The sequence below is a fragment of the Streptomyces sp. NPDC002787 genome (assembly GCF_053592095.1).
This window is the reverse complement of sequence record NZ_JBSFVC010000037.1, coordinates 1-11,906: the sequence shown is the minus strand read 5'-3', so window position 1 is coordinate 11,906 and position 11,906 is coordinate 1. Positions and strand designations below refer to the sequence as shown.

8 protein-coding genes and 1 pseudogene are annotated in these 11,906 nt (G+C 70.8%); 7 read left to right on the top strand and 2 right to left on the bottom strand.

Features of this window, described 5'->3' with window-relative positions:
• The first annotated feature begins 26 nt into the window (after window positions 1-26).
• A complete protein-coding gene (locus ACWD26_RS37105; protein WP_451276944.1) occupies window positions 27-2,201 on the top strand; it encodes a 3-hydroxyacyl-CoA dehydrogenase NAD-binding domain-containing protein in 2,175 nt (724 codons plus the stop codon).
• Window positions 2,202-2,442: 241 nt separating this feature from the next.
• Here the strand turns inward: ACWD26_RS37105 and ACWD26_RS37100 are convergent, their stop codons facing one another.
• Window positions 2,443-3,264, bottom strand: a complete 822-nt coding sequence (locus ACWD26_RS37100; protein ID WP_451276942.1) for a MerR family transcriptional regulator — start codon at window positions 3,262-3,264, stop codon at window positions 2,443-2,445.
• 81 nt (window positions 3,265-3,345) lie between these two features.
• On the opposite strand from ACWD26_RS37100, the gene ACWD26_RS37095 reads away from it, so the two are divergent.
• The 5 genes and pseudogenes from ACWD26_RS37095 to ACWD26_RS37075 all read left to right on the top strand — a co-directional run bounded on the left by ACWD26_RS37095 (window position 3,346) and on the right by ACWD26_RS37075 (window position 9,581).
• On the top strand, window positions 3,346-3,825 hold the full coding sequence (locus tag ACWD26_RS37095) for an Appr-1-p processing protein (RefSeq protein WP_451276940.1): 480 nt from the start codon (window positions 3,346-3,348) through the stop codon (window positions 3,823-3,825).
• A 51-nt stretch (window positions 3,826-3,876) separates the two neighbouring features.
• Window positions 3,877-4,371: a F0F1 ATP synthase subunit B family protein gene (locus ACWD26_RS37090; protein ID WP_451276939.1), complete on the top strand. Its 495-nt coding sequence runs from the start codon at window positions 3,877-3,879 to the stop codon at window positions 4,369-4,371.
• 166 nt (window positions 4,372-4,537) lie between these two features.
• Complete coding sequence (locus ACWD26_RS37085; protein WP_451276937.1) at window positions 4,538-6,502, top strand: Xaa-Pro dipeptidyl-peptidase; 1,965 nt, start codon at window positions 4,538-4,540, stop codon at window positions 6,500-6,502.
• Window positions 6,499-7,772: pseudogene (locus ACWD26_RS37080) on the top strand (M14 family metallopeptidase). The gene ACWD26_RS37085 and the pseudogene ACWD26_RS37080 overlap by 4 nt, the downstream one beginning before the upstream one ends.
• Before the next feature lie 84 nt (window positions 7,773-7,856).
• The gene (locus ACWD26_RS37075) at window positions 7,857-9,581 is read left to right on the top strand and encodes a BCCT family transporter (RefSeq protein WP_451276935.1); all 1,725 of its coding nucleotides are present in this window, start codon (window positions 7,857-7,859) and stop codon (window positions 9,579-9,581) included.
• Between the two features lie 126 nt (window positions 9,582-9,707).
• Here the strand turns inward: ACWD26_RS37075 and ACWD26_RS37070 are convergent, their stop codons facing one another.
• Window positions 9,708-10,658: an FAD-dependent oxidoreductase gene (locus ACWD26_RS37070; RefSeq protein ID WP_451276933.1), complete on the bottom strand. Its 951-nt coding sequence runs from the start codon at window positions 10,656-10,658 to the stop codon at window positions 9,708-9,710.
• 66 nt (window positions 10,659-10,724) lie between these two features.
• Between ACWD26_RS37070 and ACWD26_RS37065 the strand changes: the two genes are divergently transcribed.
• A complete protein-coding gene (locus ACWD26_RS37065) occupies window positions 10,725-11,753 on the top strand; it encodes an oxidoreductase (RefSeq protein WP_451276931.1) in 1,029 nt (342 codons plus the stop codon).
• Window positions 11,754-11,906: the final 153 nt, after the last annotated feature.

Here is an 11,906-nt window from a genome sequence, read left to right as displayed (position 1 = left end):
CAAGAGACTTCTACGGAGACCCTGTCATGACACAGAGCACCACCATCCGCTGGGAACAGGACCGCACGGGCCTCGTCACCCTCGTCCTCGACGACCCCGACCAGTCCGCGAACACCATGAACCAGGCGTTCCGCGACTCCCTCGCGGTGATCACCGACCGCCTGGAGGCCGAGAAGGACACCATCCGGGGCATCATCGTCACCTCCGCCAAGAAGACCTTCTTCGCCGGCGGCGACCTCCGCGACCTCATCCGGGTCACCCCCGAGACCGCGCGGGAGCTGTTCGACGGCGGCCTGGAGATCAAGCACCATCTGCGCCGCATCGAGACCCTCGGCAAGCCGGTCGTCGCGGCGATCAACGGCGCGGCCCTCGGCGGCGGTTACGAGCTGGCCCTCGCCTGCCACCACCGGATCGCCCTCGACGCCCCCGGCTCCAAGATCGGCTGCCCCGAGGTCACCCTCGGCCTGCTCCCCGGAGGGGGCGGCGTCACCCGCACCGTACGGCTGATGGGCATCGCCGACGCCCTCCTGAAGGTGCTGCTTCAGGGCACCCAGTACACCCCGCAGCGCGCCCTGCAGAACGGCCTCGTCCACGAAGTGGCCGCCACCCAGGACGAGTTGATGGCCAAGGCCCGCGCCTTCATCGACGCCAACCCCGAGTCGCAGCAGCCCTGGGACAAGCCCGGCTACCGCATCCCCGGCGGCACCCCCGCCCACCCGAAGTTCGCGGCGAACCTGCCCGCCTTCCCCGCCACCCTGCGCAAGCAGACGAACGGCGCGCCCTACCCGGCCCCGCGCAGCATCCTCGCCGCCGCCGTCGAGGGCGCCCAGGTGGACTTCGAGACCGCCCAGGTCATCGAGGCCCGCTACTTCGTGGAGCTGGCCGCCGGCCAGACCTCGAAGAACATGATCCAGGCCTTCTTCTTCGACCTCCAGGCCGTCAACTCCGGCGCGAACCGCCCCAAGGGCATCGAGTCCCGCCAGGTCCGCAGGGTCGCCGTCCTCGGCGCCGGGATGATGGGCGCCGGCATCGCGTACTCCTGCGCCCGCGCGGGCATCGACGTGGTCCTGAAGGACGTGTCCCTCGAAGCGGCCGCGAAGGGCAAGGGCTACTCGGAGAAGCTCTGCGCCAAGGCGGTGTCCAAGGGCCGTACCACCCGGGAGAAGGCCGACGCCCTCCTCGCCCGCATCACCCCCACCGCCGACGCGGCCGACCTCGCGGGCTGTGACGCCGTCATCGAAGCGGTGTTCGAGAACACCGAACTCAAGCACGAGGTGTTCCGGCAGATCGAGGACGTGGTGGCACCGGACGCGTTGCTGTGCAGCAACACCTCCACGCTCCCCATCACCGAACTCGCCAAGGGCGTCGCCCGCCAGTCCGACTTCATCGGCCTGCACTTCTTCTCGCCCGTCGACAAGATGCCGCTCGTCGAGATCATCAAGGGCGAGCAGACGGGCGACGAGGCCCTCGCCCGTGCCTTCGACCTGGTCCGGCAGATCAAGAAGACCCCGATCGTCGTCAACGACTCACGCGGCTTCTTCACCTCCCGTGTCATCGGCCACTTCCTCAACGAGGGCGTCGCGATGGTCGGCGAGGGCATCGAGCCGGCGTCCGTCGAACAGGCGGCGGCCCAGGCGGGCTACCCCGCCAAGGTCCTCTCCCTCATGGACGAGCTGACCCTCACCCTGCCGCGCAAGATCCGCGCCGAGTCCCGGCGGGCCGTGGAGGAGGCGGGCGGCACGTGGACGGTCCACCCCGCCGAGGCCGTCATCGACCGGATGGTCGACGAGTTCGGCCGCCCGGGCCGCAGCGGTGGCGCCGGCTTCTACGACTACGGCCCCGACGGCCGCCGCGGCAAACTCTGGCCCGGGCTCCGCGAGCACTTCACCAAGCCCGGGTACCGGATCCCCTTCGAAGACATGCGGGAACGCATGCTCTTCTCGGAGGCCCTGGACACCGTACGCCTCCTGGAAGAGGGCGTCCTGACCTCGGTCGCCGACGCCAACATCGGCTCTGTCTTCGGCATCGGCTTCCCCGGCTGGACCGGCGGCGTCCTGCAGTACATCAACGGCTACGAGGGCGGCCTCCCCGGCTTCGTGGCCCGTGCCCGAGAACTCGCCGCCCGCTACGGCGACCGCTTCACACCGCCGGCCCTCCTGGTGGAGAAGGCGGAGAAGGGCGAACGCTTCACGGACACGTGACCCTGCCCGGGCGCGCGGGGGTTGTTCGCGCAGTTCCCCGCGCCCTGAAAGACCTCAGCCCTGCGGGCCGAAAAGCAAGGGGCGCAGCCCCTGCTTTTCAGGGGCGCGGGGAACTGCGCGAGAAGCCCCACCGGGCCGCGGCTGGGGGTCGAAGGGGCGCAGCCCCTGGGAGGGGACGGGTAGGGGCGGCGGGGGCGAGACCCTCAACGCGGCCGGACTACAGGCGTACCGGGACCGCCCCTCAGGACTCCGCCAGCCACTCCCGCAGCTCACCCGTCAGCGACCGCTGAAAGGTCGTCAACAACGCCTGCACGACCAGCGGTTGCATGTGCGCGGACAGGGCCTTCACGGCCTGCGGCTCGCGTTCGGCCACCGCGTCGCGGAAGAGCCGCGACAACTCGTGGGCGGCCGCGCGAGAGTGCTCGATCAACACGTTCCGCGCGGCGAGGATCGACTCCTCGGACAGGGGTACGTCGATCAGCTCCACCCCGAGCCGGAGCAGACCCGGATCCAGGCGGAACCCGCCGCCGTCCCGCTCGACCACACCCATGGCCACCAGCCGCTCCAGCTCCCCCTCGCCCAGGGCCCGCCCCGCCCGCCGGTCGAGCTCGTCCCGTGTCACCGTCTCCACGGCGTCCGGGGCCCAGGAGGCCACGACCGCGCGCTGGAGTGCGAGATCGCGCGGGGTGAGGTCCGGCGGCAGCTGCCGCAGATACCGTTCGATGGCCGCGAGAGTCATGCCCTGCCGCTGTAGTTCCTCGATCAGCGCCAGCCGCGCGAGGTGGTCGCGCCCGTAGTGCCCGACCCGGCGCGGACCGATCACCGGCGGCGGCAGCAGACCCCGGGTGCCGTAGAAGCGGACCGTACGCACCGTGACACCCGCCCGCGCGGCCAGCTCGTCGACGGTGAGGACGATCTCTCCGCCGCCTTCCCCCGAGCCGCGACCTTCCCCCGAGCCTGCGCCTTCCCCGAAGCCGGTGCCGCCGCCCTGCCTGGACCCCGTGCCGGTGCCGCCGCCCTGCCCGGACCCCGTGCCGGTGCTCTCTCCGGTGTCGGTCGTCATGCACAGCAGTATCGCTGCCCCGCCAGTGCCGTGACACCTGGGGCGAGGGCGATTGTCACTGCCGCCCCGTACGGTGGCGTCATGTCGGGGATCACATACGTTCGGGGTGACGCCACCGTGCCGCTGGGCAAGGGCGTCAAGGTCATCGCCCATGTCAGCAACGACAGCGGCGGCTGGGGCAAGGGCTTCGTCCTCGCCCTGTCGCGCCGCTGGCCGGAGCCGGAAGCCGCCTACCGTGCCTGGCACCGCGACCGCGCGCACAACGACTTCGCACTCGGCGCCGCCCAGTTCGTCCAGGTCGGCCCCTACACCTGGGTCGCCAACCTGATAGGCCAGCGCGGCACCCGCACCGGCAGCAAGGGCGTCCCCGTCCGCTACGAGGCCATCGACACGGCACTCGCCCTGCTCGCCGACAAGGCCCTGGAGCTGGGGGCCTCGGTCCACATGCCCCGCATCGGCTGCGGACTCGCGGGCGGGAGGTGGTCCCGCGTGGAGCCCCTGATAACCGACCGACTGGTCCAGCGCGGGATCGCGGTGACGGTGTACGACCACGGCGACTGATCCGGCACCGAAGTGCGGTACCTGGCCTGTGTGAGCGGGTAAGGCACCCGTATGGATCTTCTCCCGATGGACATCGGCCCGTTGAACCCCGTCGTCGGGGAACTAGTCGTGGCGTCGGTGCTGTTCGCGTCCGTGTTCCTCTTCTTCGTCCGGCTGCTGCCCCGGCTCCAGCGCGTCCTGGACGAACGTGAGGCCGCGACCAAGGGAGCCGAGGCACGGGCCGCAGCCCTGCGGGAGGAGGCGGAGGCCAAGCGGGCCGAGGTGGCCGCGGCCTTGGCCGCCGCCCGTCACGAGGCCGCTCGCATCCGCCAGCACGCCTTCGAGGAGGGCGCCGCCCTGATCGCCGAGGCCCGCGCCGACGGCCAACGCCAGTACACCGCCGTGCTCACCGAGGGCCACGCCCGCCTGGCCTCCGACCGCGCCACGGCCGAGGCCGAACTCCGCCTCCATGTCTCGGAACTGGCCTCGAACCTGGCGAGCAAGGTCATCGGCGAACCGATCGAGGCCAAGGCCACCACCACTGCCGCTGAGAACCCGCGCCCCTGAAGGGCCGCAGGCCATGCTCATGCTCGTGCAGCCCGGCGAAGCCAAGGCCGCCGACCGGCCTGCGGCACCCCTTTCGACGCCCCTTTCAAGCCACACCGTGGCCGAACCCTCGCACACCCCAACAGGCCCTCTTTTGCACGGGAGTTGACAGCAGTACCGTCCGCGCATGCCGATACCTGCGCGACGTACGCCCTTCGCCACCTGGAGATCGCTCGCGACGGCGGCCACGGCCGCCGCCCTCACGGCCACGTTCCTCACCCCGGCGGTCGCCGCGACCCCGAGCCCCCGCAAGAGTGAGCCGGTCTACTCGTACGACAACGCCATCCGTGAGGCCGTCTGGGTGGACACCGGGCTCGACGGCGACCGCGACGGGAAGACGGACCGGGTCGCCGTCGACATCGTCCGCCCGAGTGAACCCGACCGGCGGGGCCGCGAGATACCCGTGATCATGGACGCCAGCCCGTACTACTCCTGCTGTGGACGCGGCAACGAGGGACAGCGCAAGACGTACGACGCGAACGGGAACGTCGTCCAGATGCCGCTGTTCTACGACAACTACTTCGTGCCCCGCGGCTACGCCTTCGTCGCCGTCGACCTCGCCGGCACCAACCGCTCCGACGGGTGCGTGGACGTCGGCGGCCGCTCCGACATCCAGTCCGCCAAGGCGGTCGTCGACTGGCTCAACGGACGCGGCAAGGCATACACCACCCGCACGGGCCGTACGAAGGCCGAAGCCGACTGGACCAACGGCAGGACCGGCATGATCGGCAAGAGCTACGACGGCACCATCGCCAACGGTGTGGCCGCCACCGGGGTCGAGGGCCTGGAGACCATCGTCCCGATCGGCGCGATCTCCTCCTGGTACGACTACTACTTCGCCAAGGGCGCCCCCCTCTACAACTCCGGCCCGGAATGGCTCTCCGACTACGTCGAGAGCCCCGACGCCCGCGCCAAGTGCGGCCACGTCCAGCGACAACTCGTCGACGGCGCCCCGCGCACCGGCGACTGGACCCCGCTCTGGACCGAGCGCGACTACGTCAAGGACGTCCGGAAGATCGACGCCAGCGTCTTCGTCATCCACGGCCAACAGGACCTGAACGTCCGCCCCAAGCACTTCGGCCAGTGGTGGGACGCCCTCGCCGAGCACGGCGTCGAGCGGAAGATCTGGCTCTCCCAGGTCGGCCACGTCGACCCGTTCGACTTCCGCCGCGCGGAGTGGGTCGACACCCTGCACCGCTGGTTCGACCATGAACTCCTCGGCTACGACAACGGCATCGACGACGAGCCCATGGCCGACATCGAACGCCACCCCGACCAGTGGCAGACGTCGAAGGTCTGGCCGCCGCGCGCCACGAAGGCCACCACCCTCCGCCCCGCCGAGGGCACCCAGGCCGGCGTCGGCACCCTCGGTCTGCGCAAGCGGTCGGGCACCGAGACCTTCACCGACAACCCGTCGCTGAACGAGACCGACTGGGCCGCGTACGTCGACCGGTCCACCCCCGACAAGGCGGGCTTCGTCACCGGGCCGCTCACCGAGGACCTGCGTCTGTCCGGCTCCTCCCAGGTGACCGTCACCGCCACGTCCACCACCTCCACCGCCCACCTCTCGGCGGTCCTCGTGGACCTCGGCCCGGACATTATCCGCGACTACTCCACCGCGGGCGAGGGCATCACCACCCTCACCGAGCGCACCTGCTGGGGCCCGAGCACCACCGGCGACAGCTCCTGCTTCCGGGAGACCGCGACGAAGACGGCCGACGTCGACTACACGATCTTCAGCCGCGGCTGGGCCGACCTCGGCAACCACTCCTCCGGCACCGGAGCCCCGCTCACGCCCGGCACCCCGTACACGATCACGCTCGATCTGCACGCGAGCGACCACGTCGTCCCGGCGGGCCACCGGCTCGCGCTGATCATCGCGGGCACCGACGAGGATCTCATCGACCCGCCGTCGAGCACACCCACGCTGACCATCGACCTCAAGCGCACCTCCGCGAAGGTCCCGCTGGTCGGCGGTGCCGCGGCCTTCCGGAACGCCACCTCGGGCGTGACCGTCACCCCGGAGACGTCCGTCCTCGACGGCGTACGCGACCCGAGCCGCGCCGCCCGCATCCCGGACGGTGGTGCATGAGGGCCCGTATCGCGACGCTGATCGCCACCGCGCTCGCCGCGCCGCTGCTGTCGACGCCCGCGTACGCGACGGACACCACACCGCCGCGCACCGGATTCGAGCAGTCGGGCGGCGCACGCTGGACCACCCTGCCCGAGGAGCAGAAGTTCCTCGCCGCCGTCGACCGGGCGAGCGACCGAGTGTCGATGACCCGTATCGGAACCACCCAGCAGGACCGCCCGCTCCAACTCGTCCGCATCGGCACCCGCCCCACCACACGCACGGTCCTGCTCATCTGCAGCCAGCACGGCAACGAGCCCTCCGGCCGCGAGGCCTGCCTCACCACGATCCGCGATCTCGCCCATGCCAAGGACGAGCGGACGAAACGGCTGCTGAGATCCACCACCGTGCTCGTCGTACCCACGGCCAACCCCGACGGCCGGGCCGCCGACACCCGGGGCAACAGCGACGGCATCGACATCAACCGTGATCACCTCGCGCTCCGGACGGCCGAGGCGCGGTCGCTCGCCGCCGTCCTGCGCGACCGCGAGCCCGACGTCGTCTACGACCTGCACGAGTACGGCGCCACCCCCCAGTACTACGACAAGGACCTGTTCGACCTCTGGCCGCGCAATCTCAACACCGACGCGGCCGTCCACACCGAGGCGCGGAACCTGTCCCTCAACCACGTACGGCCCACCGCGGGGGCCGCCGGCTACTCGACCGGCACCTACGGGATCTGGACCGACCCGGTCACCGGCGATCCGATCCGCCAGGTCGCGGGCGATTCGGCCAGGAACGCATCCTGCGCAACATGTCCGGAATCAAGCACTCTGTTGGGTTGCTGATCGAGAGCCGGGTGGAACCGCTGACACCCGGCACCGCCGAACCGGCCAACAACCTGCGACGGGTGAACTCCCAGCTCGCCGCCCTGAAAGGCCTGTTCGCCTTCGCCGTCGAACGCGGCCGACAGGTCGACCGGGCGACCGGCGCCGCCCGGCTCGCCGGACTCCGCGACACCGGCCCGGTCTACGTCGGCGGCGCCGACAACGACCCCGCCGAACCCGCCGAGGTGATCCAGGACCCGCCCTGCGGCTACCGGCTCACCATGCGGCAGTACGAGGAGTTCGCGGACGAGCTGACCCTGCACGGTGTCCGCGTACGGCACGGGAGCGACGGCGACGGCGTGCTCGTACCGCTGCGCCAGCGGATGCGCGCACTCGTCCCGCTGCTGCTCGACGAGCGGGCGCCCTACCGCCTGACGGCCGGGGAGCCCGACATCACCTGTTGAACAAGAAAGGATCGAGGTCACATGTGGTAGGGGTTCCTGGGCAGGAGTAGGTCAGTTCCAGCCACTCGCGGAAAGGTTCCACCTGTGACGCACGATCATCGCACCACCCACCACGGGGGAGGCGCGCTTCCAGGCTCGGAGGCGGGTCTCCCCGGCGGCGGGCGGCCCCGGACGGACCGTGTCGTGTTCGGTGTGACGGCGGCGCTGACCCTGGCCTTCGTGCTCTGGGGCGCCATCTGGACCGACTCGCTCGAATCCGCCTCCGGCAAGATGCTGAACGGCCTGATCCACAACGGTGGCTGGGCCTTCATGCTGGCCGCCTCCTGTTTCGTCGTCTTCGCCCTCTGGCTCGCGGTCAGCCGCTACGGCCGTATCCACCTCGGCGTCGAGGGCGAGAAGCCCGAGTTCCGCACGGTGTCCTGGGTCGCCATGATGTTCAGCGCCGGCATGGGCATCGGCCTGATGTTCTACGGAGTCAGCGAGCCCCTCGCCCACTACACCTCGCCGCCGCCGGGCACGAACCCCGGGGGTTCCGGCGAGCGCATGGAAACGGCGATGGCGACCACCCTGTTCCACTGGACGCTGCACCCCTGGGCGATCTACGCGGTGGTCGGCCTGGCCATCGCCTACAGCACGTTCCGCAAGCAGCGCCGCCAGACCATCAGCGCCGTCTTCACCCCGCTGATCGGCGAGAAACACGCGAACGGCACCGCGGGCCGGGCCATCGACATCCTGGCGATCATCGCCACGATCTTCGGCTCGGCGGCCTCCCTCGGCCTCGGCGCCCTCCAGATCGGCTCCGGCTTCCAGGAGCTGGACTGGATGAACAAGGTGAGCACCGGCCTTCTCGTCGGCATCATCGCCGTCCTGACCCTGGCCTTCGTCGCCTCCGCCGTCTCCGGTGTGGAGAAGGGCATCCAGTGGCTTTCCAACACCAACATGGTGCTGGCCCTGGTGCTCGCGGTCTTCGTCTTCGTCGCCGGCCCGACCATCCTGGTCCTCGACCTGCTGCCCACCTCGGCCTTCTCCTACCTCGGCGACCTGACCCAGCTTGCGGGCCGCACCGAGGCGTCCGGCGGCGAGGGCGTCGCCGACTGGCTCGGCAGCTGGACCGTCTTCTACTGGGCGTGGTGGATCTCCTGGACGCCCTTCGTCGGCATGTTCATCGCCCGCATCAGCCGCGGACGCACCATCCGCCAGTTCGTCGGCGGCGTCATCCTCGTCCCCAGCTCCGTCAGCCTCGTCTGGTTCGCGGTCTTCGGCGGCACGGCGATGAAGCTCCAGGAGCAGGGCCGGCTCGGTGAGGAGGCGACGCCGGAGGGGCAACTCTTCGCCGTCCTCCACGAGTTCCCCATCGCCACGGTGTCCAGCCTGCTGGTGATGATCCTCGTCGGCATCTTCTTCGTCTCGGGCGCCGACGCCGCGTCCATCGTCATGGGCACGCTCTCCCAGCGCGGCGCGCTCGAACCCGGCCGCTTCGTCGTCGTCTTCTGGGGCGTCGTCACCGGGGCCGTCGCCGCGATCATGCTCCTCGTCGGCAGCGGTCAGGGCGACGCCCTGACCGGCCTGCAGAACCTCACGATCCTGGCCGCCGCACCGTTCGTCCTGGTCATGATCGGCATGTGCGTGGCGCTCATGCGCGATCTGCGCCGGGACCATGTGATCGTCCGCGAGGAGATGGCCTCCGAAGCGGTCGAACTCGCCGTCATCGAGGGCCACAAGCGTTACGACGGCGAGTTCGAGATCAGGGTCGGACCGGGCCAGGGAACGGAGATCGAAGGGGATCCGATCGGCCATCGCGCCGAGTGAGGACGCGGTGGAGGCTGGCGTGCAGCGTCCCTCAAGGCGCGCGGGGGACCGCGCGACCAGCCCCCACCGGCCCGCAGCCGACCGACTGCCCCGTACCGGCGCAGCCGACCGACTGCCCCGTACCGGCTATTCGGTCGTCAGCCGCGCAGCGATCCGTGCGCAGCCCCACGCCACCGTGACTCCCGCCCCGCCGTGCCCGTAGTTGTGCACCAACACCCGTCCGCCCGGCAGGGGTTGCCGCTCCAGACGAACCGCCGGGCGTGACGGCCGCAACCCCACCCGGTGCTCGATGATCCGCGCCCCGGCGATCTCCGGCCGGACCGCCGCGCACCGCTTCACGATCCTCTCGGCGATCACCGGGTCCGGCGTCAAGGACCACGCGTCCTCCTCCGCCGTACCGCCGAGGAGCAACCCGCCCGGCTGCGGGAGGAAGTACGTGCTCTCCGAGCCGGCGTGATCCACCAACCCCAGCCAGGTGGTGACCCCGGGGTTCTCCACGACGACCAACTGCCCCCGCACCGGCCGTACGGAGGGGTCCGGGACCAGCTCCCGCGCACCGAGCCCCGTGCAGTTGACGACGACCCGCGCGTCGACCGCCGCGAGGTCCGTGACCGTACGCTCCTCGACCGTCCCGCCCGCCGCGACGAACCGCTCGCGCAGCCACCGCAGATGGACCGGCATGTCGATCAGCGGCAGCCGTGCCCACACCCCGACGCCCGGGAACTCCTCGGCCGTCGCCGCCCGCAGCTCCGCCACCCGCGTGGCCCACGCCCCGAGCCCGTCCAGCGCGGTCCCGCCCTGTACGCCCTCGACCATGCGTACGCCCGTCTCGTCCGGCCGGGCCGCCAACTCCTCGTACACGGCCAGGGACTCGAGCGCCCACTCGCCGACGAGTTCCTCCGGTTCGATCCGGTACGGCCACCACAGTCCGCCCGCTACGGCGGACGTGGTCCGCTCCCCGGGCTCCCGCGCCCAGACCCGGACCTGTCTGCCGCTCTCCGCCAGAACCACGGCCGTCGTGAGACCGACGACTCCGCCACCGACCACGATCACATCGCTGTTCGATTCATTGGTCACGTAGGGACGTTAACGGAATATGTCATGCCGTGCTCACAAGTCTGCCTTTGTGGGGATACTCACAACATGTCTGCCGAGTACGCGACCTTCGGCCTGGCACCGGCGATGCGAGCCGGTGGCGTCCTCGCCAACGGTGACTACCAAGTGCACCGGGACTTCGTGGACTTCATCGTCGACGGACGCCCGCTGCTGTTCCAGCTGTCCGACCTCGATGCCGTCTCCCCCCTCGCCTCCGACGTCCCTCCCTCGATCTTCACCGCCCAGGTGCGCAGCCTGCTCCTGGAAGCCGAAGCGCCCCTGACCCGCGGCCGTTACGTCATCTACGGCTGCCCCGAATGCGCCGACCTCGCCTGCGGAGCCGTGACCGCGGTGATAGAGCGGGACGGCGACGACTACGTATGGCGGGACTTCGCCTGGCAGACCGAGGAGGAGGCCGACCTCAAGCTCAACGGCTACACGGGCATCGGTCCTTTCCGGTTCCACGGCGCCGAGTACCGCAGCGCGCTGCAGTCCCTGCTGCGCAAGTCCGCCGCCGAGCCGTCCGCCCGCCGTCGGGTCCTCCTCATCGGTGCCCGCGTGGCCGTCCTGGCCAAACTCGCCGCGGCCCTGCGCGCCATCGGCATCGGCGCCGACATAGTGCAGGACGCCACCGGCGTGCCCCCGGAGGAGCTGCGCACGTACGGTGCCGTGGCCTTCGGGCGAGCCGTCGGCGAGGCGGACCGCGCTGCCGTACGGCTGGCCTTCGACCGCGCGGGAGTCCAGGTCGCGTACGTCGACGGGCTCGCCCCGATCATCCCGCTCCTCGTCGCCCAGATCGAACACGCCCTCGACCGCAGCCCGGCGCAACAGCGCCGCCTCACCCGCCTCGTCGCCGCCGACGGCCAGGCCGGCATCGAGATCACCTCCACCTGTCGGGTGGAGCTGACCGCGTACCGCCTCGACCGGCTGTACCGCACGCACACCTACAGATTCTTCGACGGGATCCTCCCCGCGGGCCGGCACCGCATCGGGCTGGACCCCAAGGCCGCGAAGGGAGAATCGTTCATCGTGGCCCGAACCTCGGGAACAGTGCTGGTGGAGCCTATGGCGGGGTGAGGGACTGCGCCCCGTCGACCTGAGGGGGGTGCGTTGCCGGGTGCGGGTCCGGTGGGGGCTGGTCGCGCAGTTCCCCGCGCCCCTGAAAAGCAGGGGCTGCGCCCCGTGCTTTTCGCCCCTGGGTGGCCGCAGGCCCTCAAGGGGCGCGGGGAA

Bases quoted from the DNA above. Each gene is read 5' to 3' on its own strand.
- ACWD26_RS37090 (WP_451276939.1), top strand. From the start codon at position 3,877: ATGGATCTTCTCCCGATGGACATCGGCCCGTTGAACCCCGTCGTCGGG.
- ACWD26_RS37095 (WP_451276940.1), top strand. From the start codon at position 3,346: ATGTCGGGGATCACATACGTTCGGGGTGACGCCACCGTGCCGCTGGGC.
- ACWD26_RS37105 (WP_451276944.1), top strand. From the start codon at position 27: ATGACACAGAGCACCACCATCCGCTGGGAACAGGACCGCACGGGCCTC.
- ACWD26_RS37100 (WP_451276942.1), bottom strand. From the start codon at position 3,264: ATGACGACCGACACCGGAGAGAGCACCGGCACGGGGTCCGGGCAGGGC.
- ACWD26_RS37085 (WP_451276937.1), top strand. From the start codon at position 4,538: ATGCCGATACCTGCGCGACGTACGCCCTTCGCCACCTGGAGATCGCTC.
- ACWD26_RS37065 (WP_451276931.1), top strand. From the start codon at position 10,725: ATGTCTGCCGAGTACGCGACCTTCGGCCTGGCACCGGCGATGCGAGCC.